The sequence below is a fragment of the Acidisoma sp. L85 genome, assembly GCF_009765865.1.
Classification (GTDB): domain Bacteria; phylum Pseudomonadota; class Alphaproteobacteria; order Acetobacterales; family Acetobacteraceae; genus Acidisoma.
This window is the reverse complement of the sequence record NZ_LMUQ01000037.1, coordinates 74,723-98,468: the sequence shown is the minus strand read 5'-3', so window position 1 is coordinate 98,468 and position 23,746 is coordinate 74,723. Positions and strand designations below refer to the sequence as shown.

Annotated in this window: 18 protein-coding genes; 5 read left to right on the top strand and 13 right to left on the bottom strand. The window is 65.9% G+C overall.

Annotated features, from left to right (window positions below; all coding sequences use genetic code 11):
* Positions 1 to 12: 12 nt before the first annotated feature.
* Entirely contained in the window at positions 13 to 969 is a 957-nt protein-coding gene (locus GSQ83_RS09635; RefSeq protein ID WP_158802664.1) for an acetyl-CoA carboxylase carboxyltransferase subunit alpha, read from the top strand.
* A gap of 126 nt (positions 970 to 1,095) precedes the next feature.
* Here the strand turns inward: GSQ83_RS09635 and bcsD are convergent, their stop codons facing one another.
* The 10 genes from bcsD to GSQ83_RS09585 form a co-directional block, all read right to left on the bottom strand.
* Complete coding sequence (gene bcsD, locus GSQ83_RS09630) at positions 1,096 to 1,530, bottom strand: cellulose biosynthesis protein BcsD (RefSeq protein WP_158802663.1); 435 nt, start codon at positions 1,528 to 1,530, stop codon at positions 1,096 to 1,098.
* Between the two features lie 15 nt (positions 1,531 to 1,545).
* Positions 1,546 to 5,310, bottom strand: coding sequence for a cellulose biosynthesis protein BcsC (locus tag GSQ83_RS09625; protein ID WP_158802662.1), 3,765 nt, complete (start codon positions 5,308 to 5,310; stop codon positions 1,546 to 1,548).
* A gap of 1 nt (position 5,311) precedes the next feature.
* Entirely contained in the window at positions 5,312 to 9,913 is a 4,602-nt protein-coding gene (gene bcsA, locus GSQ83_RS09620; protein WP_158802661.1) for a UDP-forming cellulose synthase catalytic subunit, read from the bottom strand.
* A 25-nt stretch (positions 9,914 to 9,938) separates the two neighbouring features.
* Positions 9,939 to 10,823 (bottom strand): cellulose biosynthesis protein BcsQ, encoded by an 885-nt coding sequence (gene bcsQ / locus GSQ83_RS09615; RefSeq protein WP_158802660.1) that lies wholly within the window; start codon positions 10,821 to 10,823, stop codon positions 9,939 to 9,941.
* On the bottom strand, positions 10,762 to 11,640 hold the full coding sequence (locus GSQ83_RS09610; RefSeq protein ID WP_158802659.1) for a hypothetical protein: 879 nt from the start codon (positions 11,638 to 11,640) through the stop codon (positions 10,762 to 10,764). The genes bcsQ and GSQ83_RS09610 overlap by 62 nt, the downstream gene beginning before the upstream one ends.
* Positions 11,637 to 12,635, bottom strand: coding sequence for a glycosyl hydrolase family 8 (locus GSQ83_RS09605; RefSeq protein WP_158802658.1), 999 nt, complete (start codon positions 12,633 to 12,635; stop codon positions 11,637 to 11,639). The genes GSQ83_RS09610 and GSQ83_RS09605 overlap by 4 nt, the downstream gene beginning before the upstream one ends.
* Before the next feature lie 348 nt (positions 12,636 to 12,983).
* Positions 12,984 to 14,039 (bottom strand): NAD(P)-dependent alcohol dehydrogenase, encoded by a 1,056-nt coding sequence (locus tag GSQ83_RS09600; RefSeq protein WP_158802657.1) that lies wholly within the window; start codon positions 14,037 to 14,039, stop codon positions 12,984 to 12,986.
* Between the two features lie 599 nt (positions 14,040 to 14,638).
* On the bottom strand, positions 14,639 to 14,779 hold the full coding sequence (locus GSQ83_RS09595) for a hypothetical protein (protein ID WP_158802656.1): 141 nt from the start codon (positions 14,777 to 14,779) through the stop codon (positions 14,639 to 14,641).
* A 13-nt stretch (positions 14,780 to 14,792) separates the two neighbouring features.
* The gene (gene serA / locus GSQ83_RS09590; protein ID WP_158802655.1) at positions 14,793 to 16,379 is read right to left on the bottom strand and encodes a phosphoglycerate dehydrogenase; all 1,587 of its coding nucleotides are present in this window, start codon (positions 16,377 to 16,379) and stop codon (positions 14,793 to 14,795) included.
* 5 nt (positions 16,380 to 16,384) lie between these two features.
* The gene (locus GSQ83_RS09585; protein WP_158802654.1) at positions 16,385 to 17,578 is read right to left on the bottom strand and encodes a phosphoserine transaminase; all 1,194 of its coding nucleotides are present in this window, start codon (positions 17,576 to 17,578) and stop codon (positions 16,385 to 16,387) included.
* Positions 17,579 to 17,794: 216 nt separating this feature from the next.
* Here GSQ83_RS09585 and GSQ83_RS09580 point away from each other — a divergent pair, with 216 nt between their 5' ends.
* From GSQ83_RS09580 to GSQ83_RS09565, 4 genes are all read left to right on the top strand, one after another.
* On the top strand, positions 17,795 to 18,352 hold the full coding sequence (locus GSQ83_RS09580) for a hypothetical protein (protein WP_158802653.1): 558 nt from the start codon (positions 17,795 to 17,797) through the stop codon (positions 18,350 to 18,352).
* A 118-nt stretch (positions 18,353 to 18,470) separates the two neighbouring features.
* Complete coding sequence (locus GSQ83_RS09575; protein WP_158802652.1) at positions 18,471 to 19,067, top strand: hypothetical protein; 597 nt, start codon at positions 18,471 to 18,473, stop codon at positions 19,065 to 19,067.
* A gap of 649 nt (positions 19,068 to 19,716) precedes the next feature.
* A complete protein-coding gene (locus tag GSQ83_RS09570; protein WP_158802651.1) occupies positions 19,717 to 20,112 on the top strand; it encodes a CidA/LrgA family protein in 396 nt (131 codons plus the stop codon).
* Entirely contained in the window at positions 20,109 to 20,831 is a 723-nt protein-coding gene (locus tag GSQ83_RS09565; protein WP_158802650.1) for an LrgB family protein, read from the top strand. The genes GSQ83_RS09570 and GSQ83_RS09565 overlap by 4 nt, the downstream gene beginning before the upstream one ends.
* Here the strand turns inward: GSQ83_RS09565 and thiD are convergent.
* The 3 genes from thiD to folP all read right to left on the bottom strand — a co-directional run.
* On the bottom strand, positions 20,806 to 21,639 hold the full coding sequence (gene thiD / locus GSQ83_RS09560) for a bifunctional hydroxymethylpyrimidine kinase/phosphomethylpyrimidine kinase (protein WP_158802774.1): 834 nt from the start codon (positions 21,637 to 21,639) through the stop codon (positions 20,806 to 20,808). The two genes, GSQ83_RS09565 and thiD, sit on opposite strands and share 26 nt — an antisense overlap.
* Positions 21,636 to 23,018, bottom strand: a complete 1,383-nt coding sequence (gene glmM, locus GSQ83_RS09555; protein WP_158802649.1) for a phosphoglucosamine mutase — start codon at positions 23,016 to 23,018, stop codon at positions 21,636 to 21,638. Before glmM ends, thiD begins: the two co-directional genes overlap by 4 nt.
* Positions 23,019 to 23,107: 89 nt before the next feature.
* The coding region (gene folP, locus GSQ83_RS09550) for a dihydropteroate synthase (protein WP_158802648.1) at positions 23,108 to 23,746 on the bottom strand (639 nt) is incomplete at its 5' end.

The following is a 23,746-nucleotide window of genomic DNA, read 5'->3' as shown; positions in this document are numbered from 1 at the left end:
AAGCACCAGCGCATGCGTCACTTCCTAGATTTCGAGAAGCCCCTCGCGGAGCTAGAGGAAAAGATCGAGGAGCTGCGGCGTCTGCCCGGGCCCGAGGGTCTCAGCATCGCCGATGAAGTCGGCCGTCTTTCCGAGAAAGCGGACCGCCAGCTCCGCACGCTCTATGCCAAGCTCACGCCATGGCAGAAGACGCAGGTCGCCCGCCATCCCGACCGGCCGCGCGCGCTCGCCTATATCCGTACTCTGATCACCGACTACACGCCGCTCGGCGGCGACCGCGCCTTCGCCGAGGATGCCGCGATCGTCGGCGGGCTGGGGCGTTTCGGCGAGATCCCGGTGATGGTGCTCGGGACCGAAAAGGGCACGGATACCGAGAGCCGCATCAAGCACAATTTCGGCAGCGCGCGGCCCGAGGGCTACCGCAAGGTCCGCCGCCTCATCGAACTGGCCGGCCGTTTTCGCCTGCCCATTCTGAGCTTTGTCGATACTTCCGGCGCCTATCCGGGCATCGATGCCGAGGCGCGCGGCCAGGCCGAGGCCATCGCCCGCGCAATCGAAGCCGGGCTCGATGCGCCGGTGCCCTTCGTCGCGACGGTGATCGGCGAGGGCGGCTCGGGCGGCGCCATCGCGCTGGCCAGCGCCGACCGGGTGCTGATGCTGGACCACGCGATCTATTCGGTGATCTCGCCGGAGGGCTGCGCTTCGATCCTATGGCGCGACGCCGCCTCCGCGCCTTTGGCCGCCGAGGCGCTGCGCCTCACCGCCGATGACCTGCGCCGCTTCGATCTGGTGGACGCGGTTATTCCGGAGCCGCTGGGCGGCGCGCATCGCGCGCCTGAGACGATGATCGCGAGTGTTGGTGTTGCCATCGAGCAGGCGCTGCGTCCGCTCCTCGAACTCGACCCGGCGACGCTGCGTGCGCGGCGGCGGGAGAAGTTCCTGGCGATGGGGCGAGACGTCGTCGGTTAGGTGAGGCGTCACCATTCGCATGACGGGCAATTGCCACGGCATCGTAGGTATCATCCGTCATGGCATGCGAAGGCATGCCATGACGAGGGAACGGGCCTTGACCTCATCTGCTAGGCGAGCCCCGCCTCAGCTCCGCCCGTACCGCAACACCACCGTCTCCTTCGAATCGGAACTCGCCCGCTGCGTGTTGAGTGTTGTGTCGGCGCCCGGCTGCTGACCGAGCCAGCCCTCGTACAGTCCCTCCAGCACACTGCCGAGCCAGGTGCCCGGCGGTGTCCCACCGCCGCCAATGCGGGGCATCCCGCGATGGGTGAGGTAGAGACAGCGCTCCGCCTCGGAAAACTCGATCGCGACGCTGCCCCAGCCCGCGCCGGTCAGCACCTCGTTCATCTCGATCGCCAGCGCCTCGGTGGAGGTGCTTGCGGGTAGCGGACACAGCGCCGCCATCCGCAGACCCGTACGGCGCAGAAGCGCGTCGCGGCCGGTGGGGCCCGCGACGGCGTCGATCTCCTCCGCCAGGGCGCGGAGGAATGGCCGCCAATCCCGCAACCCGACACTCATCGCGAAGACTCCATCTCAATCCGCCGATGCGAAGGTGTAACGTGCGAAACCCAGCGCCGTCGTCTCGTTCCAATCGGCGGATTTCTGGTAGCCGGCAGTGCCACCCACCACCAGTTCCGGCGACAAATGATACTCGAAAGTACCGTTGAGGCCGCCGATCACCCCCGATTTGCTCTGGCTCGGATAGACGCTCTGAATATCCGGATTCGAGGCGGCGAGGGTCACGACCTGAGACTGCAGATTCGGATTGTTCGGAAAGACATTCTCGGCATCGGCGTTGAAGTTCTGCACGCCGACCGAACCGCCGAGCGAATAGTCGAGATTGCCGCGCGTCGCCGTCCAGGTCACCGGGATGAGGGCGGCGACATAGGTCTGCGGGCTGAAATAGCCGCCATAGCCGAGCGTGAAGTGGTCCTGATTCTTCTGGTATCCGAAATAGACCAGGTTGAGGCCAACGCGTACCTCATCCCCCGGAACCTTGTAGACTGGGTAGCTGCCGCCAGCGCCGAGTTCGGTCTCAGTATTGCTCAGCACATTGTCGCCGTTCAGCCAGTTGTAACCGCCGCCGGCATAGAAATTCGCAACGCCAGGGTTAAATTCGAGCTGGCCGTGAACCCGCGTGCGGGTCACGCCGCCCCAGGTATCGCCGGTCCCCGGGTCCTCGGTGCCGCCGTAGGAGAGCAGGCTGTCCGTTACCGCGCGCCGTTCGGCGGTCAGGCGCAGGATGACCTGGCTCGAAAGCTGCGGCGCCACCTCGATGCCGCCGATCACGTTTGTCACCCGAAAACCAAGCGGCGTGGTGCCGACATCGGCCGCCAGCCAGTCGGCCTTATAGGCCACGCCGAAGCCGACGCCCGTCGCCGTCTGTGTTCCCGGTGCGGGACCGCCGAGCACTGAGCTGCCGAATTGCTGGCTTGCCGCCAGATTGGTGCCGACCGAGCCGGCGCTCAGATAGGTCGGCGTCGCGGTCAGCGTGAGCCGCCCGACGCCGCCAGGTGAGAAGCTCGCCTCCAGCGGCACCGAGAAGGTCTCCAACTGATCGAGACCCTCACTGCCCGAGCGCTGCTGATATTCCGGCGAGGCGGCGATCTGCGGCGCGACATCCATCTTGATCGCGGTGATGCGGGTGTCGATGCTGGCGAGCATCGGGTCGGTGGAACTCGGCGCCGCGGTCGCGAAACTTGTCGTCGTGCCGCTGGACACCAGTCCGGTGCCCGAAAGCATATTGCCACCGCCGCCGCCGATCGAGCCGCTATCCGGGGAATTGCGAAACGGGTTGTTGGAGACCGCGCCGAGCGGCGCCGAAACCGGGCCGTTCGATGCGACGAGGAAGGGTGACGCCATCGCGCTCTGGCTGAAGCCAAGCTGCTGCTGCCGCAATGCCCGTGCCTGCCGAAGGTCGTGCAGCGCATCCTGGTTGAGCCCGCGCGCCTGGGCGATATCGGCCGCCAGGATCCAGTTCTGCGGATCATTGGGCGAGGCGGTAATGCTGTCCTCGACCAGGCGAGAGGCGCGGACATAGTCCTGCGCCTGGATCGCGGCGGCGACCGCGCCGCGCCGCGCATCGACATTGGTCGGATCGCGTGCCAGGATCTGCTCGTTGATCGCCAGCGCCTTCTTGGGATCGTCGGAGGTCTGATACAGCCGCGCCAGTGCCGCGTTCAGCGCCGGGTCGTCGGGGCTGTTCATCAGCGCGGGGGAAAGCTGGTCGTAGGCGTCGGCGGTGCGGCCGGCATTGTTGAGCGCGTCCGAGCTGCGGATCGCGATGCCGCGCTGCAAGCCTGTCAGGCTTTCGCTTTGCTGCGGTGTGAGCGAAGCCGTTTGCAACGGCGACACCATGAGGCTCGCGCCAGCCGTATCCCCCGCGGCGAGCAGGCCCTGCGCCCAGGACAGCCGCGCCTCGTTCGATGCCGTCGGATTGGCAGCCGCCGCTGTCTGAATGGCGGCCCGCGCATCGGCGGGATCGGACAGTTTGATGAAAGCCTGCGCCACCGCGAGGCCCCGGCCGCCTGTCGGGTCGCGCTGGGCGGCAAGGGAGAAGAGCTGCTGCCGCGCGGCGCCTGGATCGGTCGAGGCGATGGAAAGCGCTGTCGCGATCTGTCCCTGCACCTGCGCCTGGGCAACTATCGCCTGCATCTGCGGCGTCCGCCGCCGGACCGGCAACTGGCTGATGAGCGACGTGGCCTCGGCGCTGTTGTTTGTCTCGCTCGCGAAGATGATGCCCGCCTGCAACGCCTCGTTGCCCGGACGCGGCACGTCCGTCACCGTCGCCATCGTCTGTTGCGCCTCGGTGGGCTGGCCGTTCTTGACCAGAGCCCGCGCGAGGTCGAGCCGCAGCCAGGGGCTCGACGGGTCGGAGGCGACGGCCGAACGGTAGAGCGCGATCTGGCCAGCGGTATCGGTCATCGTCGCGGCCTGCTGGCTGAGGAGCTGGGCGCGCGCCTGGTCCGAGAGCCGCCCATTGCCCGACTGCTCGACCTCGGTCAGCAGTTGCTGGGCCTCGGACTGGTTGCCTTCTCGCGCCAGGACGCCGGCGAGCGCCATCTTGATCCCGGAATTGCCGGGCTGGCGGGCGAGGAGCGCGCGATAGGCGCGTTCCGCCGCCGGCAGATCGCCGCGCGCATTGGCATTGGCTGCGGCGGCGTATTGGCCGCCCAGCGCGGCACCGGCTTGGGCCTGTTTGGCACCCTCCAGCGCCTGTTGCCACTGCGGCGCCTGGGCGGGGTCCATGGCAATCGCTCGGTTGAACAGCGTCGCCGCCTCCGCCGAGCGCCCGCGCCGCAGCATGACGAGACCGATGCCGCCGGTGGCAGAGGCATCCTGCGGATTGGCGGCCAGCGCCTTCTGGAAATACTGCTCGGCGTCATCGAGCTGATTTGCACGCAGCGCGGTGAAGCCATCCGCCTCAGCCTGGGCGCCCGGCGTCAGCTTCGGCGGTGCCTCGGCGGCGGCGAGCAAGGTGGCGATGCCGGGGTCATTGGGATAGCGCGTCTGATAGGCTTGGATCGCCGGAATGGAGTTTTTATCCGCCGGCAGCCAGGCCACCGCCTGCCGCCAGCTCGTCTGCGCCTGCACGCCAATCTGCGGATCGCGCGCGAGGATCGACAGGCGGGAGATGCCCTGCATGCGGGTATCCTCCCGGTAGGTCAGCGTCTGCGCATAGGCGAGCTGGGCGCGCAGGTTGTTCGGATCGCGCGTCGCGGCGGCGGCGAGGCCCGAGAGCGCTGGGTTGTAGCCGTTCTGCGCGCCCGCGAGGGTCTGGTAATATTCGACCGACAGCGAGTCCGGCGGTGACGCGCCATTGAAGATCTGATGATAGGCGCTGACCGCCTGGCTGGTCTGGCCCTCTTTCGCCAGGCTTCGCGCGGCGGCCAGGGCTTGCGGATTGATGGCGCCGACCTTCACCGCCTGTTCGGCGGCATAGATCGAGGGATCGTTCGGGTGAGCTTGTCGCAGCGTGTTCAAGGTCTGCTGCGCGGCGGCCTCGTCGCCCGCATTGGCCTGCACCTGCACGAGAATGCCCAGCGCTTGAACATTGTTCGGTGACAGCAGCAGCGCGCGCCGTGCCGCTTCCTCGGCCCGCGGCGGATTGTTCTGGTCGCGCCAATACGAGGCCTGACGCAGCAGTATGCTCAGCGCCGTATTGCCGGGCGCCGTCGCGGGCGCCGTGGTTGGTGGCGCGGTGGTCGCGGCCGGCTGGGGTTGCTGCTGCGCGATGGCCGCGCCCGGCGCGAAGGCCGAAAGCGCGGCGAGGCAGGCGGTGCGCGACCTTTTGCCCATCTCAGTGGTCCCCTTTGGAGCCGAGCCGTCCACGGGCCCGGCTGCTGAGCGCGGAGTGAAGCGCGATCGTCAGGATGACGCAGCCGATGATCATCACCACCACGATGGTGCCGGGCGAACCGCGCAGCCACCAGCTCGGCAATAGCCAGAATGGCAGCCAGCCGACCGTGTAGGTATGCGCGATCCGATAGGACGAGATTTGCTTCGCCGAGACGATGCTGAAATCGCCTTGAATGAGAGGGTTCAAGGTGGGGTCACGGAAAGACGAAATGACGTTGTCCAGCCCCTGCGGCGTACCGGCGAGCAAAGCGACGACCGACTTGCCGTGTGTCCAGGGTGATTCGCCGCCGGTGAGGAAGGCGGTGTCCTGCGTTGTGCCGGCGGTCAGTGCCGCCGCCGCCTTGCGCCGGTCGGTTGCCTGGCGGCTGCTGAACACGCGGAAGATCGTGCCGAGATCCTGGCCGATCTTCACGCCGAGTTGCCCGTTATCGATCGTCACAGGAACATTACGCAGGATATCGGTCAGGCTGCCGAGATGCGCGACCGTGCCGATCACCAGAACATCGCGGGTTTGCAGCGACGCTTCCTCCTCGGGACGCGCGACCGCGACTTGTAGCACCGGATATCCCGTGAGGTATCCGAACCGCCCCATCAGGCGCAGGAAAGCACTGGTCTCGCCGCTGTCGGGCGAATCCGGCAGCACCACACTCGTCTGCGAAAGATCCGCCATGCGGGAGAACGGGAAGCCCGCGCTCACGAAATAAGCGAGGTTCGGCATCTCGGCGAAATGATAGCCGCGCGCGAGGCTGATCGTGGAATTGGGATCGATCCCCATCTGCGGATCCTGCGGCGTCGCGCCGCAAGCCCCGCGATCCAGCGGCCGCGTGTCGAAGAAGAACTGCAGCGCATTGTCGCCGAACACATCGTAGGGCGGGATATAGGCCCTGTGATATGGACCGACCGCGCCGAACACCGGAATCCAATCGCGCCACCAGGCATAGGAGACGGCGCCCGCCAGCGGCGTGGTGTTGAGGTAGATACCGTTGATGCCGATATCCAAGCGCGAGACTTGCAAATTCTCGATCGGGCCGGGCGGCGCGCGGAACGCGACATTGAGCGGGAAGCCGCGCTGGCGCCACGTGTACAAATCCGGCGAGGTGCGGAAAGCCACCGAGATCATATTGTCGTAGCCGACGCCGTTGAGGTTGCGCGCGTCGGTTAGTTCGCCGAGCCGCACCGCGCGGTCCTGCGGAATCCAGGCTGGCGCGTCATAGGCCACGCGCGCCGGCACCACCGGCGGATCGACGGTCGCCGCGGTGCCGCCGAGCGTGCGATGGCCGAGCGAGAGTACCGTCGCCGCCTGCGCCGCTTCGGCGCCGCTGCGTCCCGAGATCACCAGGATCGAGCCATCCGGATCCGAGGGATTCGGCACCACAGCGATGCCGGGTCCCTGGATCGGCGGCAGACCGGGGATCGCCCCGCCATTGCCATTGCTCACGATCATCACGGCATCGCCATGCGGCGGAGTGGTCGAAACCGGGAAGCTCGCGCCACGGAAATCGGCGAGTTCGCCAAACCAGGAGGCGGTAATGGCGGCGGCCCTCAGCGTGTCGTCATCGGCATTCGCCGGCAGCACGAAGGGCAGCAGCAGCGCGCGATTGTCGTGCTTGTCGAAGAAGGGCAAGGGCAATTGGCTGAGGTCGCGCTGCGGTGGCAAATGCTGCAGGGTCATCGACAGGCTCGAGCTGTTATAGACGGTGCCCCAGATGAGGCCGCTCAGCATGTCGTTGCAGTTACGCGTATAGGCGCCGGTAAGACGGAAATTTATGTGGTTCGCGGATTGGAAAAACACCGGATTGACCGGCAGCGTTACCGAGAAATTCGGCTGCGACGGATTGACCGGGATCGTGCCGACATATTGGTCGTTCAGCGTCACGGTGATGTTGCTGAGATCCGGCAGTAGTGACGGCGACATCGCGCCCGACAGGGTGAGCGTCGCGTTCGTCACCACCTCGTCGCCGCGAATGCCGAATTCCACGCCCTGTAGCGGGCTCGTGCCGCGCAGCGCGATCTGGCTGGTGGCGCCGAGTTGCTTGAGGGTGAAGGCATCCTGCTCCACGACGCCCGACGCAACCGATCCCGAGGCATCGGTGCTGCCCGCTCCGGCCGCCGCCGCCTGGTTAGGCGCCACGCCAGGAGGGGTTCCCGTGCCGGGCGGCTCCGAAGGAATGCCGATCGTCGGTAATGGCACGCTGCCAGGGCCGCTCTGGTCGGTGGGGGCCAGGGACTGCGGCATCGGCCGGACGATTGTGGTCTGCCCGGACGCGCTCTGCGCCTTCGCGGCGATCGGCAGCAGCACCAGCAGCATCGCCACCACGGCGGCGGTGGCGATCTGCCGCAATGGCAAATCGTCCTCGGTCTCGACGAATTCTCCCTCCTCGGGCGGCGGCTGGTTGGCGGAAAGGCCGACGTTCTTGCGCGCCAATGCCGCGCGCACCGCCTCCGCCGCCGCCTCGCGCTCCGCCGGGGTCGCCATCTGGACATCGGGCGGCCGGAACAGTCCACCGATGCTTACAAGCACGCGCCACAGGCTGACCAGGGGCTGATCCTTCGGATAATCGGACCAGTCGAGCCAGGCGTCCGCGCGGCCGAAGACGCATTGGATGATGGCGGATTCGTCGGCGAGAGTTTTGGGCTCGAAATTCATCAGCATGTCGCGGGCCTGCCAGCGCAGGATGCGCGATGGGATGAGGGCGGCACCGCTGGGCAGCGGCACTTCGATAAGCATGTCCGAGCCTTCGGGAACATCCTCGGGCCGTTCGATCACGGCGCGCGCGCCGCTCTGCGAAATGTTCTGCATCTCGCCGGTCAGCACACGGCCATCCGCGAGATGGACGATGATCGGAAGTTTCACGCGCACGCGGGCATGGGCGCGAAGCTGCTGCTTCTCGCGCCCGACCGCGAGCGCCGCGAGGATGATGAGCAGGCTGATCCCCGCCCAGATCGTGTTGAGCAGCAGCGCCTGGAAAACCAGCGTCGTCGTGGTCTGGAACGACATGCTGTAAACGCCACGCGCCATGCCGAGGATCAGGAACAGTCCGAGGATGATGTTCGGATAGACCGCGCGCAGGTCGAAATAGCCGCGCGCCAGCACGCCGCCCTTTTCCGTCACGTTGAACTTGCCGCGCCGCGGGCTGATCAGCGTGACCAGCGTCACACGCACCAGGAACATCGCCAGCACGGTCTCGTAAATCTCGCTCCAGAAGGAGTGGCGCCAGTTGCGCTGAATGCGCGAACTGGTGGCGACCGAGTGGAAGATATGCGGCAGGGCATAAGCAACGATGGCGAAGGGCGAGGCGGCGATCATGTTCTGGAACAGCAGCAGATAGGCCAGCGGCGACAGCAGGAACACGACGCGCGGGATGCCGAAGAAGAAATGCACCATCGCGTTGAGGTAGCAGAGCCGCTGGCCGATATTCAGGCCCGGCCCAAGCAGCGGATTGTCCAGCCGAAAGATCTGCAGCATTCCGCGCGCCCAGCGAATACGCTGGCCGAGATGCAGGATCAGGCGCTCGGTCGCCAGCCCGGCCGCGAGAGGCAGCGCGAGGAAAGCCGAGCTCCAGCCACGGCGATGCAGCTTGAGCATCGTATGGGCATCTTCGGTCACCGTCTCGGTCGCGAAGCCGCCGATGCTGTTGAGCGCCTCGCGCCGGATTACCGCGCAGGAGCCGCAGAAGAAGGTCGCGTCCCAGTAGTCGTTGCCGTCCTGCAGCAGGCCGTAGAACATATTGCCTTCCGGCGGCACGCGGGTGCCGGCCGCGAGATTCCGCTGGAACGGGTCGGGCGAATAGAAGTGATGCGGCGTCTGCACCATCGCGAGCTTCTTCTCGCGCACCAGCCAGCCGACGGTGAGCTGCAGGAAGGCGCGCACAGGAATATGGTCGCAATCGAAGATCGCGATGAACTCGCCTTTGGTCACCGACATCGCATGGTTGAGATTGCCGGCCTTGGCGTGGAAGTTGTTGGTGCGCGTGATGTAGCCAATGCCGCATTCGGCCGCGAACTTCTTGAACTCCGCACGCTTGCCGTCATCGAGCAAATAAACCCGCAGCTTATCCGCCGGCCAATCCAGCATGCGGCAGCCCAGGATGGTGGCGCGCACCACCGCCATCGATTCATTGTAGGTCGGGATATAGACGTCGATGGTCGGCCATTCCGCTTGATCAGCCGGCAGCGGGACCGGCTTGCGGTTCAGCGGCATCGCGGTCTGGAAATAGCCGATCACCAGCACGACGACAGCATAGAACTCGGCGATGACCAGCAGCGAGCCGAGCAGCATTTGCGGAATGGTCTGGAAGGTCAGCGTCTCGGTGGCGCGCCAATAGATGTAGCGCAGCGACATGGCGAGCGAGAGGATCGACAGGAACAGCGTCACCCGCTTGTCGGTGAAGCGATTGGCGATCAGGAAGATGATCGCCGTCGATACACCCACCGTCGCCTGCTGGCCGATGCTGAGCGGCACCGTCGCCATCGCGAACAACAAGACCACGCCGACAAAGAGCGCGGCATAGCCCCCGACCTTGCCTGTCAGGTCGCTCGGCATGGGCAATCCGATCCGAAGAGCGTCATCATGTTGTATCCGCTGAACTGGTCGCTGCAGCCTCGATGCGAGTGGTAATCGCCGCGATGTCTTGCGCCGCCTTGCTGGCTGGGGCGTAGCCGTTGACGCCCGACTGGCGCGCCAGTGCTTCCGGCACATGCTCATCGCGATAGACGCTGCCGAGCAGGCGGTCGCCGAGATGGCGGCTGGCCGCCTCGGCCGCGGCGCGGGAAAGGCGGCTTCGCATGTCGATCTGATTTATTACGAATCCGAACCGTTCAGGCGACAGCCGGACGCCCTCGGCATCGGCATACATCCCGTCACCCTCGATCTTCGGAATTTGGACGATCGAGGCCGCGTCCGCGAGCAGCACCACGACGATCATATCGGCAAGGCTGGTGATCGCCGTCAGCGCCGGGCCGGGACCGGGCGGCGTATCGACGATCACGATCGTCTCGGGATCCTGGAGGATGTCGCGGAAAGGTGCCGCGAGCAGCTCCGGCTTTTGCGACAAGGCGCCGCCGATCTCGATGGCTTGCGCAAAGCTCGCATGGCCATGCGGCAGCAACCCCACGCCCGAAGCGGTCGTTTGCAATGCGCCCTGCCAGACCCGGCGAGCGTCGTTGCTCTCCGTCAGCGTGGTGATGAAGCCGGCGCGCTCATAGGGATCGGCGCCGAAATGCATGCCAAGGGCGTTCTGCGGATCGACATCGGCCACGATCACGCGATGGCCGCGGCGGGCCAATTCATGCGCCGTATTGGCCGCGAGGGTGGTTTTGCCAACGCCGCCCTTCGGCGAGGCGAATACGATCAGCGGCAAAACGCGGGTCTCATCCGGCGTGGGCGTGCCGTCATCGCCGTGGCTCGTCGGGCCGGCGAGGGCCGGGCACGCGCTGCAAGGCCGCGAAGACATCCGAGAGGCTGGGCGACGCGGCGCGCGGCTGCTCCGCGACCGGAGGAGGCGCCGGCGGCGGCGGAAAACAGCCGCCATAGGCCGGTGGCTGAGGATAGGGATAAGGCGCCACCGCTTGCGGCCAGCCGCCGGGGCCGGGTGGCGGGTAGTGGCTCGGCGGATAGACGAAGCCCGGGGGCGGCATGCCGTAGGGCGTCATGGCGGGCGCTGCTTGCGGATAATTTGGCCACGCGGGCTGTGCCGGTTGCGGAGGCTGCGGGGGTGCTGCGACTGGCGCGGCCACAGGCATCGGCGCGGGCGCCGCGACGATCGGTGCCGGGGGTTCGGGCGCCGGAGGCTCAGGTGCCGGCGGCCAGGCGAAGCTTTGACGCGCCGGCAAAGCGGCCAAGATCTCTGCTGGTGCCGGCGGCTGTGCGACAACAGGCTCCGCCACAGGGGGGGCGGCGATGCTTGGCGCCGCCTTGGGCTCGGCGACGAGTTTTTTTGGCGCGACGGGGGCCGGCGCTTGTGGCTTCGGGCCATTGGCGGGCGCGACGTAGAGATCTCCCGCTTCGGGGAGCGCGAAAGCGATGAGCGGGAAAACCTCCGACATCGCGCCGCCCGCGCCTGGCTCGCCACCCTGAGGCGCGGTCGAAGCGGGCGCCGGGGCTAGCAACGCCGCGATGTCCCTCGCCGCGCGGGATCCCTCGGCGGGTGCGGCACTTCGGCTCTCGGCGGCGGCTCTCTTGAAGCTCTTGGGGGCGCTCGGCCGGTAGGGGATCGGCGTGGTGCCGAAGGCGGCCATGACGCGATCGACGTCGGTTTGCGAGCCCGTCATTGCGAGGTCTCCGTTCCGGCCGACTGGCTTTCCCGCCATGCCAGCTGTGAAAGAAGGATCAGCGAGGCCGAGTAGTAGTCGGGTGCGTCGGCGACGCTCGGCAGGTTCGGTGCGTAGCCGGGGGATAGCAGCGTGATGTCCCGCACCGCGACCAGCCCGCTCGGCGCCGGATAGGGCGACACCTGATCCGTCACCAGATTCGCCCAGGCTGGTTGATAGGCCGCGGCCGTGGTCCAGAAAGCGCCGAAACCACCCGAGACCGCGGCGGATAGGCTGCGATTCCACACCAGGTTCAGCGGCACACGGATCGCATCGAAGGAACTGAGGGGCGCCCAGCGGGGGGAAATCCCAACCACGCCGGTGCTGCTGATCGTCAACCAGTCAGGCGGCAGCTGCCAGCGTCCGAAGCGGGCCTCGGCGATCAGGGACAGCCCGTCGGCGCCGAGCAGCATCCAAAGCGGCGACGGATCGATCCGCGCCATCTCGGTGAAGGCCACGAAATTGTAATAGGAGAGGTTGACCGTAACGGCCGCCCTGCTGGCGAAGCCCAGCCGTGCGGGCAAAAGCACCAGCCGCCGGGCGGCATTCACGATCAGGTAGCGCCGGATATCCTGCGCGATCGCCACGGCGGCCGTGGTGTCCTCCGGCCGGCCCCAGCGCGTTGCCGCACGGGAAAGCGCCAAGGCGATGCCGAGATCGCCATCCGTCGCGTTATTGGTGTCGGGCACATGGTTGGCGGCATTCGGCACGTAGCGCCAGGAATGCAGTGCATCCGCGCGGTGCTGCAGGACGCGGCTGGTCCAGTTCTTCAGGGAGTCGAAGGTCGCCTGGTCGTCGTTAAAAACGGCGAAGAGCATGCCGTAGGATTGGCCCTCGGAATGGGAGACCCCGTTATTCCCGGTATCGACGACCCGGCCATCGGATGTGACGAAGCGCTGCTTGAAAACCGCCCAGTCGGCGGAGCTCTGCGCCTCCGCGGATCGCCCGTCGAGCATCCCCAAGAGGCCTGCCGATAATACTGCGTTGGTTAGCGACCGGCGCTTCACCAGGCGAAGTATAAAAGGAGCTTCAACGGGTGGTTGAACTCGACCAAACTGGACCGAATGCATAAACCTCTTCACGATTCGGCCGGAGCCGGTCCAAAATATAATCCATTAGGAACAGGAACTACTACGAACTCACTAACCGTATCATTCGATGAGATGAGTTATGGCGGAAGGTTAACCTCTACGCAACAGGTTCCGCATCAATGCCTTGGGAGACTTGCTCAACCAAGGCGTGCACATTGCGTATCCGAATTGTTAGTTAGAGCGGCCGGGCGACCGTGTCGCCCGGCCGGACCGTCAGGCGGCTTTGAGGGAGGCCATGTCGATCACGAAGCGATATTTCACATCGCTCTTGAGCATCCGGGCATAGGCCTGCTCGATCTGGTCCATGCGGATCATCTCGATATCGGCGGTGATGCCCTTCTCGGCGCAGAAATCGAGCATCTCCTGGGTCTCGGGCAGGCCACCGATCAGCGAGCCCGCGAAATTGCGGCGCTTGAAGATCAGGCTGAAGGCCGCGACCTGCAGCGGGTTTTCGGGCGCGCCGACCTGGGTCAGGGTGCCGTCCCGCTTGAGGAGGCCCAGATAGGTGTCGATCGAGTGATCGGCGGCCACGCAGTCCAGGATAAAGTCGAAGCTGGTGCTATGCGCCGCCATCTCCGCCTCGTTCTTCGAGACCACGACCTCATCCGCGCCGAGCCGCTTGGCGTCCTCGGTCTTGCCGGGGCTGGTGGTGAACAGCACCACATGGGCGCCCATCGCATGGGCGAGCTTGACGCCCATATGGCCGAGACCGCCGAGGCCGACGATGCCGACCTTCATGCCCGGACCCACCTTCCAGTGGCGCAGCGGCGAGTAGGTGGTGATGCCGGCACAGAGCAAAGGCGCGGCGCCGGCGGCATCCATGCCCGCGGGGATGCGCAGGATGAAATGCTCGGGCGCCACGATCTGGTTCGAGTATCCGCCGAAGGTCGGGCCGCCGATGACCGGGTCCTGGCCGTTATAGGTGGGGTTCAGCAGGCCCTTGTCGCAGTAATTCTCGAGCCCGTCGTTGCACGACGCGCAGTCGCCGCAGGAGCCGACCAGACAGCCGATGCCGACATGATCGCCGACGCTGAACTTGGTGACCTCGGCGCCGACCTTGGTGACATGGCCGACGATTTCATGACCGGGGATGCAGGGGTAGGTGGTGTTCTTCCACTCGTTGCGGACCTGATGCAGGTCCGAGTGGCAGACGCCGCAATAGTCGATCTTGACCTGGACATCCTTTGGCCCGACGTCGCGGCGGTTGAAGTTGATGGGCGCGACGGGGTTCGTCGCGGCCGAGGTGCCGTAGCCGATGCATTCAAGCATGGTGATATCCTCATTAGAAGAAATGCGGGCGAAGACGTTGGAGGGGAAAGACCTGGTGAGGCGTTACCGAAGGCCGCCGTCCGCGCATGGGCTTCGCTGGGTGCAGTGTGGACCGCATCGGCGCGGCTGAAAAGGGACTCGCTTAATCGCTAATTAAGTTGCGGTATCGTATCGTATGGAAAATCCAATGAGTCGGTGGCGATGAGTCCGGTCAATGGAGACCCTAGGAGATTCGAAATCTGGATCCGAGGCGACGACCCACACGACCCAGCCGGGCCGTCGTGGTTCGGGCAGACGCCCGTCTACATCTACAACCTAAGCAACCCGCCACCCGGGACCATCCATGCGGTTCCTCCTCCCGGCCAGATCATCCACCAGAACATTGGCGCTGCGGCGCGGTGGTTCACAAATCTGCAAAAACTGGCCGTCTCAGCGCAGGCATCAGAAAATGGGGTGCTTCCCCATCAGTTCTTGCCAGAATTGCCGAACGGAAACGTGCAAAGCTGAGCAGGAACGAGAGTTTTAGAGGACCTCAATGGCGTCTGCCGAAGGTGCCTTCCTACAAAAGTGGCGTTCAGGATGTGACGCCTAGGCAAGACTCAACAATTCGTGCGCCCGACCGCGATGCAATCCTGGCGCTGCGTGTAGCGGGTGAGGGCGGGGAAGGCGAGCCAGATGCCGAGGATCACGAGCATGATCCCCACCAATACCGCCAGCGCCGCCTTGTTGCCGTTATCCATCACCCGCGCCCCGTCAGAAGGAGAGAGACGTCGCCTGCACCACAAGCGGCAAGGTGCGGACCATCGCCAGAACATCCTCCGGCACCGGCTCATCCACCGAAACCAGACAGATCGCGTCGCCCCCAGCCTCCGACCGGCCAAGATGGAAGGTCGCGATATTGATCCCGGCCCCTGCCAAAGTCGCACCGAAGCGGCCGATGAAGCCCGGCTTGTCCTGGTTCGTGACATACAGCATGTGGCGGCTGAAATTCGCCTCCACCGGAATGCCCTTGATATCGACGAGGCGGGGGCGCGAACCGGCAAACAATGTGCCGGCAACCGACCGCTCCTGAGTGCCGGTGCTCACCGTGATGCGCACCAGCGTCTGATATTCGCTCTGGCGGTCGTTCACCGTCTCCGCCACCTCGATGCCGCGCTCCCGCGCCAGCACCGGCGCATTGACCATATTGGCGCCGGTGATCATCGGCGCCATCAGCCCGGCAAGGGCCGCCGCCGTCAGCGGACGATGGTTCAGCCCGGCGACCGCGCCCTCATATTCCACCGACACGCGGTTGATGACGCCATCCTGCGCCCGCGTGAGCTGACCCGCGAAAGCCCCGAGCAGACGGCACAGATCCATGTAGGGCCGCACCCGCGGCGCGTCCTCGGCCGAGATGGCGGGCAGGTTGATCGCATTGGTCACAGCGCCCGTCAGCAGGTAATCGCTCATCTGCTCGGCGACCTGAAGCGCCACATTCTCCTGCGCCTCGGTGGTGGCGGCGCCCAGATGCGGCGTGCAGACAACATTGTCGAAAGCGAAAAGCGGGTTTTCCGTCGCCGGCTCGATTTCGAAAACATCCAGCGCGGCGCCGGCGACATGGCCCGACCTTAGCCCCTCGACCAAAGCCGCTTCATCGACTAGCCCGCCGCGCGCGCAATTGACGATGCGCACGCCGGGTTTCATCGCGGAGATGGCGGCTGCGTCTACAATATTGCGCGTGCCCTCAACCAGCGGCGTATGCAGCGTGATGAAATCGGCGCGGGCAAAAAGCGTCGGCAGATCCGCCTTCTCGATGCCAAGCTCCAGCGCGCGCTTATCCGTGAGGAACGGATCGTAAGCGAGCACCTTCATCTTTAGCCCCAGCGCGCGATCGGCGACGATCGAGCCGATATTGCCGCAGCCGATCAGCCCCAGCGTTTTGGCCGTCAGCTCGACGCCGAGGAAGCGGTTCTTCTCCCACTTGCCGGCCTTGGTGGAGGCGCTCGCCTCCGGCAATTGGCGGGCGAGGGCGAACATCATGGCGATGGCATGTTCGGCCGTGGTGATCGCATTGCCGAAGGGCGTGTTCATGACCACGACGCCATTCGCGGTCGCGGCCTTCACATCGACATTATCAACCCCGATCCCGGCGCGGCCCACCACTTTGAGGTCGGGCGCCGCTTCCAGCAGCTCCTTGGTCACTTTCGTCGCGGAGCGGATGGCGAGGCCGTCATAGCCGCCGATGATCTCGCGCAGCTCGGCGGGCGCGAGACCGACCTTCACATCGGCCTCGATGCCCCGGACGCGAAAGATCTCGATGGCGGCAGGCGAAAGCTTATCGGCGATGAGAACCTTGGGCATAGCGCTTACTCCGCGGCCGTATGGGGGACGTGTTCGGCGGCGAGCTGAGACGCGGCCCAGTCGAGCCATGGCAGCAACGCGACGATATCGCCGCGCTCGACGGTGGCGCCGCCCCAGATACGCAGCCCCGGCGGAGCGTCGCGATAGGAGGCGATGTCGTAGGCGACTCCCTCGGTATCGAGCAGTGCCGCCAGCCGCTTCGCGGCCTTGGCCTGCGCCTCGGGCGAGAGCGCCGTGGACCAGGGCGCTTTGATCGTGAGGCAGATCGCGGTGGAGGATCGGATGGAGGGATCCCCCGCCAGGAAAGCCGCCCAGTCGCTCCGCGCCACCCATTCGGCGACGGCTTCGAGATTGGACGCGCTGCGGGCGATCAGCGCAGGGAGTCCGCCAATGCTTTCCGCCCAGCGCAACCCGTCCAGCGCATCCTCGACGCAGAGCATAGAGGGCGTGTTGATCGTCTCGCCCTTGAAGATCCCCTCGATCAGCTTGCCGCCACTGGTGAGGCGAAAGATCTTCGGCAGAGGCCGCGGCGGCTTGTAGTTTTCGAGCCGGGCTACGGCACGCGGCGACAGCGCCAGCATGCCATGCGCCGCCTCGCCACCCAGCACCTTCTGCCACGACCAGGTCACGACATCGAGCTTGTTCCAGGGCAGGTCCATGGCGAAGGCGGCCGAGGTCGCGTCGCAGATCACCAAGCCCGCGCGATCGGCCGCGATCCAGTCGCCGTCGGGGAATTTCACGCCCGAGGTAGTGCCGTTCCAGGCGAGCACGACATCATGCGTCGGGTTGACCACGCTCAACTCCGGCAGCGCGCCATAGGGGGCGGTGATGATGCGCGCATCGGCGAGCTTGAGCTGCTTGACGATGTCGGTCGCCCAGCCCTCGGAAAAACTCTCATGCGCCAGCACATCGACCGGCCGCTCGCCGAGCATCGACCACATCGCCATCTCGACCGCGCCGGTGTCGGAGGCCGGCACCACCCCGAGCTTCCACTCCGCCGGCATGCCGAGCAGGGCGCGGGAGCGGCTGATGACCTCGACGATGCGCGCCTTGGGCTCGGCGGCCCGGTGGCTGCGGCCGAGCATGGCGCCAGACAATGCGTCGAGCGAGAAGCCGGGCCGCTTGGCGCAGGGACCGGACGAAAAATCGGGATTATTGGGGCGCGTTGCAGGACGCGGAATGCCGTGGGCGGATGCCATAGAAGCTCTCCCTTTCAGAAGAGAAGCGCCCCGGTGGGGGGGCGTGACCCGCCACCGGATGTAGCCAAAGCGACGCGAGGCAGCAAGCACCGGTTGTAGAGATCACCCATGTGATTTGGCTTGCGACGCCCTTAACGAACCATTCGTTATGTCAAGATGTTAACCAAAATTTACCCAATGGATCGTCACAACGGATCAAGTCTCAGGAATTGAATCATGCCCTTAGGATCGCCCTGGCCCGGTTCGGGCTCTCAGACAGGAGGCAGCAACTCCGGTGGCAGCCAATCGAGAATTGAAGTCGGCCCCCCCGATCTCGACGATACCGCCTCGTATATCGGGGTGGGGTTTCAAAGGCCGCCGACCACCACTCGGCGGGTGACTACGCCTCCGCGGGCTACGTGGCTCCGGGCCTGGCGGAGACCCTGTCTGCAGAAGATTTGCAATTATCCGCTGCTTCCCAAATCGGCCGCCGACGTCGCTGGTTGGGCGGCAGGCGGTCTCACCTCGGCTCTGACGGATCCGGCCGGCTACCTGAGCGGCACGCAGGGTCTTCTGGGTCCCAGTCCGAATAACGGCACGGCCCCAGCGGCGCCCGCCGCGGGCGTGAATCCCGCCTTCCTGCCGCTGCTTATTTTGCCGCCCCTCGTACTCGGAGCCTACGCCGCACACTGTGCCTGGAGTTATGCATATGGCTCTTCCACCACGGCAGGCAATCCCGGCGCCCGACCTCAAGTCGCCGCGGAAGCCGTGCCGCTTCAACTGCCCACCGTCTGACGAACCGAACCTTCTCTCGCGGTTCACAAGCTCAGAAGAAAGGCGTCGCGCGACGTGAGTCTTAACCAAAATTTCGGTAGCTGATCAGCAAAAGAGGTGGTGTCTCAGGAGTTGCATCATGCCAGTTGGACGCCCTTGGCCCGCTCACTCCTCTCCGAGGGGAGAGGACGGCAGGAACGACCATTGGGTGGTGAGAGGTGGGCCACCCGGTCCCTTCGATTACGACACGCACCTCCCGGCGGAAATGCTCGGCGGGCGCTGGCCCCCGGAGGCCTGGCGACCAGCAACGACGACGCGCCTGCCGGTGACGGCATCGACGACGGCCAGGGGGCCCGGCAAATATTGCCGGTGGAAAGTCTGCAGTTGGCCTCAAGTTCTGCCCAAATCGACGGTCGACGTCGCCGCCTGGATCGGAAGCAACTTCCTCCCAATGGTGACGGCCGGTTATCTCGCCGGGACAAATGGGACGCTGGGACTTTCAGCCTCAACCACACCTGGTCCATATAACGTCACAGCCGCGGTGCCGTCCGGGACGGACCCGAGCGCAGCCTTCCTGACCCCGATGGTATTATCGGCCGCCGTTGTCGCCTCCGCCTCCGCCTCCGCTTACGGGGTCTACCGCCTGGGCTGCTATTGCCTCTCAGGCCAGCCCACTGCCGCCAGTCAATCGAGCGCAACCGACATCGCGGAAGCAGTGCTATTGCGTGAGGTTTGAGGAATACGGACGCTACCTTCGCGGTTTGTGGCTGTGATCGAATAAGGCCGCAGTGCTCCCGTGCGCGCTCGCTCGCGACTTACGCGGAAGGCCCGATGGTTCGGTCCGATATAGCCACAGACTTCTGAATTTGGTTTCGAAGTAGCGGCGGAGCTGCGCTCTTAGGTCTATTTGAGAAATTAAACGATACGACATCGGTACGTCACTGGCGCGGATGGTCCGCAGCCGGGCGTTAAACCGATCGGTCGAAAACCATGAAAGTCAATCTCGGTAGGTCTCGAGAAAGCCACTCAACAGTCCCGGCAGAATCGTTCACGGCGCGAGGCAAATCTAAATCGGCGTCCGAGGCTGCTAGCGCTGGGCGCGCGTCGCCCCCCCCAAAGACGGTAACATCCTGAGGAGTCTCATGAACCGCGCTTAATACAGGCACTCAGGCGAACCTCGTCTCATCTATCACGGCGATATCCGAGGGGGTTCGTTGCTGCCGGGGCCTCTTCCCAGCCGATGGCTGAGAACACAGCGCCTTCCCGGGAACTAAAATCAGCATCCAGCAGCGATCCTGCCGGACCTGGAACACATCCCAGTAGCCTGCGGCCAGAGAGAAGCGCACCCTTCCGGCTCCTCAGCCGCGGTCCAGGGGATTCCGACCATGATCGTCAGCCTCTGCCTCCTCCTGCTGTGTCAGCTCGCTGGGGAGGCGATGGCGCGTGCCGCTAGGTTGCCGGTGCCGGGGCCTGTCATCGGCATGATGCTGCTCTTCGGGCTCTTGCTCCTGCGGGAGCGGCTGGTTTTCCTGCCACGTGAGATGCGGAACGGCTCGCTGGCCGCCGTCTGCCGCGGGCTGCTGCAGAACCTGTCGCTGCTCTTTGTGCCGGCCGGCGTCGGGGTGGTGGAACGGCTGGGGTTGTTTGAGCGCTACGGATTGGCGTTGGCGGTGGCGGTGATCGCCTCCACCGTCATCACCATGCTGGTGAGCCTCGCCGCCTTCCGCCTCGCCTCGCGGTTGCTGACGCGAGACGACGATACGGCGGAGATCATGCAGTGAGCGCGGTCGATCTCGGCCTCTGGGTCTATCTCTCGCGCACACCGCTCCTGTGGCTGACCCTGACCTTGCTCGCCTATGCCGGCGCCGACCGGCTTTCCGCTGCGATGCGGCGCAATCCGCTCGCCAATCCGGTGCTGATCGCGATAGCCGTCATCGCGGTGATCCTGCTGCTGACCCACACGCCATATCCGACCTATTTCGCGGGCGCCCAGTTCGTGCATTTCCTGCTCGGGCCCGCGACGGTGGCGCTGGCCTTTCCGCTTTACGAGAACCGCGCCATCGTGCGCGGCTCGCTGTTGCCGATGGGTCTGGCGCTGTTCGCCGGGAGCGTCACAGCCATCCTGTCGGCGGTGCTGATCGCCCGCGCCTTCGGGCTACCGAAGCTGGTGCTGGTCTCCATCGCACCGAAATCGGTGACAGCGGCGGTGGCTATGGGCGTCTCCAATTCGCTCGGCGGAGACGCGGTGCTGACGGCGGTGATGGTGATCATCACCGGAATCCTGGGCGCCATCATCGTGACGCCGCTGATGAACGCGCTCGGTATCAAGGATTGGAGAGCGCGGGGCTTCGCGGTGGGTGTCGCCTCCCACGGCATCGGCACTGCGCGAGCCTTCCAGGTTCACCCGATCGCGGGCACCTTCGCCGGCATCGCCATGGGGCTGAATGCGCTGCTGACCGCGATCCTGGCGCCGATCATTCTCCGAGCGCTGGGTCTGTGAGCGCCGCGATGCGCGCGGGATCCACGGTCACCTCATGGCCGAGCGGCCCATGCCCACCGCCCAGGCCGGGAGCCGCGTGCAAAGCCGCCGCCACATAGGCGCGCGCCTGCCGGATCGCCGCGTCCAGCCTGAGTCCTGCGGCTAGGCCGGTGGCGATGGCGCTAGCGAGCGTGCAGCCGGTGCCATGAGTGCTGGTGGTGTCGATGCGCGGGCCCTCATAAAGGGTCACGCCGCCGGGGGTCGCCAGCACATCCGTCAGCACTGCGCCTTCGAGATGGCCACCCTTCACCAGCACAGCCTCGCAGCCGAGCGCCAGCAAGGCCACGGCCGCCGCGCGCTGTCCCGCCGTATCGGTGATGGGCGAGCCCAACAGCAGCGCTGCTTCCGGGATATTGGGAGTGATGAGCGTGGCGTGGGGGATCAGGCTGTCGCGCAACGCGGCCACGGCCTCGCTCGCCTGCAGCCGGTCGCCGCTGGTCGCGACCATGACAGGATCGACCACGACCGGCAGGCCGGCCCCCCACGCCGCCAGGAAGTCGACGACGACTGAGATCGCCGCCGCATCCGGCAGCATCCCGGTCTTGATGGCATCGGCGCCGATATCGCCCATCACGCTGTCGAGCTGCGCGCGCAAAAAATCCGGCGGCACGCCCAATACGCCCGAGACGCCGCGCGTATTTTGCGCCGTGAGCGCTGTGATCGCCGTCATGGCGTAGCCGCCCAGCGCCATGACGGTCTTGAGGTCCGCCTGTATCCCCGCCCCGCCGCCGCTATCGGATCCGGCGATGACGAGAACGCGCGGGATCAGGCCGCCGTCTCCGGCGTGCGGGCGACCGTCGCGATGAGTTCGCAGAGTTCGCCGACGATGCGGGTGATCAGCGCCTGGTCGTGGCTTTCCGCCATGACGCGGATCAGCGGCTCCGTCCCGCTGGGGCGGATGAGCAGGCGGCCCGCCGGTTCCAACTCCGCTTCCGCCTCCAGGATAGCCGCCTTCACGCGCGGATCGTCCAGCGGCGTGGCGCCGCCGAAGCGCACATTGCGGAGCAGCTGCGGCGAGGGCGTGAACACCCGGCACACTTCCGAGGCCGGCCGCCCCTGCCGCACCAGCACAGCCAGCACCTGCAGCGCCGCCACCAGCCCGTCCCCGGTCGTTGAGAAATCCGACAGGATCACATGGCCAGACTGTTCGCCGCCCAGGTTGATGCCCAGAGCGCGCATGCGCTCGGCCACATAGCGATCGCCGACTTTGGTGCGATGCAGATCCAGCCCGAGGTCGCGCAGGAAATGCTGCAGCCCAAGGTTGGACATCACGGTCGCCACGATGCCATTGCCGGCAAGGCGGTCATCCTTGAACCAGGAGCGCGCGATCAGGGCGAGGATCTGGTCGCCGTCGATGATCTCGCCGTGTTCGTCGGCGAGGATCAGCCGGTCCGCATCGCCATCCAGCGCGATGCCGAGATCGGCGCCATGCTCCACCACCGCGGCGCAAAGCTGGTCGGGCACCGTGGAACCGCAGCCCTTGTTGATGTTGAAGCCGTCCGGCGCGACGCCCATCGGGATGACATGCGCGCCGAGTTCCCACAGCGCGGTCGGCGCCACGCGGTAGGCGGCGCCGTGGGCGCAATCGACCACGATCTTGAGCCCGTCGAGCCTCAGGCCGCGCGGAAAGGTCGCCTTGACGCCTTCGATGTACCGCCCGCCCGCATCGTTCAGCCGCCGAGCGCGGCCGAGGGCATCTGGAGAGGCCAGTCGGGAGCGCAGGTCGCTCTCCATCATGGCCTCGATCTCGGCTTCCCGCGCATCGGAGAGCTTCACCCCGTCCGGGCCAAACAGCTTGATGCCGTTGTCCTCGAACGGGTTGTGCGAGGCGGAGATCATCACGCCGAGATCGGCGCGCAGGCTGCGGGTGAGCATCGCGATTGCCGGCGTCGGCAGCGGCCCGGCGAGGATCACATCCATCCCGGCGGCGAGGAAGCCGGCGGTCAACGCCTGCTCGATCATATAGCCGGACAGCCGCGTATCCTTGCCGATCAGAACCTGATGGCGATGCGCGCCGCGGGTGAACATGAGCCCGGCTGCCTGGCCGAGGCAGAGCGCGGTTTCCGCGGTCATCGGATAGCTATTGGCCTGGCCACGAATCCCGTCCGTGCCGAAGAGTTTCCGGATTGGGGAGGAAGTATCGCTCATGGGTGCATGAACCTCTGGAGTCCTGCGCCGGTTTAGCTGGCTCCCGTCGTCTGTGGCAAACCCGGGAGCGGGCGGGGTGCCGTCTCCCCTTAGGCTAGCGCTTGCCAGACCCGCACCGCCTGCACCGTCTCCGCCACGTCATGCACCCGAAGAACGCGAGCACCTTGCGTAAGAGCGAAAAGCGCGCCGGCGATGGACCCTCCGAGGCGACGGGCGGCGACTGGCTCGTTAGATAGGGTGCCGATAAAGCCTTTGCGCGAGACACCGACGACGAGGGGAAATCCGAGATCCGCCAGCGGGCTAAGACTGCGCAGCAAGGCAATATTCTGTGGTCCCGTCTTAGCGAAGCCAATGCCGGGATCCAGCGCGATCGCAGCACGCGAGATTCCGGCAATCTCGGCCGCGACGATACGGTGGGAAATCTCCGCCGCGACCTCGGCACCGACATCCTCATAATCCGCGAGGTACTGCATGGTCGCGGGCGTGCCGCGCATATGCATGAGCACGACCGGTGCGCCATGCTCGGCGACGACCCGCGCCGCGTCACCGTCATGAGCAAGCGCCGAGACATCATTGACGATCCGCGCCCCCGTCGCGAGCGCCGCCGCCATGGTGGTGGCGTTTCGCGTATCGACGGAGATGACGGCACCCACCTCGGCCAGCGCTTGGATCACTGGCAGGATGCGGGCCCGTTCTGCATCGGGCGCCACAGGCTCCGCACCCGGCCG

Coding starts and splice junctions, on each gene's coding strand:
- GSQ83_RS09635 (WP_158802664.1), top strand. CDS start 13: ATGCGTCACTTCCTAGATTTCGAGAAGCCCCTCGCGGAGCTAGAGGAA.
- bcsD (WP_158802663.1), bottom strand. CDS start 1,530: ATGAGTGTCGGGTTGCGGGATTGGCGGCCATTCCTCCGCGCCCTGGCG.
- GSQ83_RS09625 (WP_158802662.1), bottom strand. CDS start 5,310: ATGGGCAAAAGGTCGCGCACCGCCTGCCTCGCCGCGCTTTCGGCCTTC.
- bcsA (WP_158802661.1), bottom strand. CDS start 9,913: ATGCCGAGCGACCTGACAGGCAAGGTCGGGGGCTATGCCGCGCTCTTT.
- bcsQ (WP_158802660.1), bottom strand. CDS start 10,823: ATGTCTTCGCGGCCTTGCAGCGCGTGCCCGGCCCTCGCCGGCCCGACG.
- GSQ83_RS09610 (WP_158802659.1), bottom strand. CDS start 11,640: ATGACGGGCTCGCAAACCGACGTCGATCGCGTCATGGCCGCCTTCGGC.
- GSQ83_RS09605 (WP_158802658.1), bottom strand. CDS start 12,635: ATGCTCGACGGGCGATCCGCGGAGGCGCAGAGCTCCGCCGACTGGGCG.
- GSQ83_RS09600 (WP_158802657.1), bottom strand. CDS start 14,039: ATGCTTGAATGCATCGGCTACGGCACCTCGGCCGCGACGAACCCCGTC.
- GSQ83_RS09595 (WP_158802656.1), bottom strand. CDS start 14,779: ATGGATAACGGCAACAAGGCGGCGCTGGCGGTATTGGTGGGGATCATG.
- serA (WP_158802655.1), bottom strand. CDS start 16,379: ATGCCCAAGGTTCTCATCGCCGATAAGCTTTCGCCTGCCGCCATCGAG.
- GSQ83_RS09585 (WP_158802654.1), bottom strand. CDS start 17,578: ATGGCATCCGCCCACGGCATTCCGCGTCCTGCAACGCGCCCCAATAAT.
- GSQ83_RS09580 (WP_158802653.1), top strand. CDS start 17,795: ATGCCCTTAGGATCGCCCTGGCCCGGTTCGGGCTCTCAGACAGGAGGC.
- GSQ83_RS09575 (WP_158802652.1), top strand. CDS start 18,471: ATGCCAGTTGGACGCCCTTGGCCCGCTCACTCCTCTCCGAGGGGAGAG.
- GSQ83_RS09570 (WP_158802651.1), top strand. CDS start 19,717: ATGATCGTCAGCCTCTGCCTCCTCCTGCTGTGTCAGCTCGCTGGGGAG.
- glmM (WP_158802649.1), bottom strand. CDS start 23,018: ATGAGCGATACTTCCTCCCCAATCCGGAAACTCTTCGGCACGGACGGG.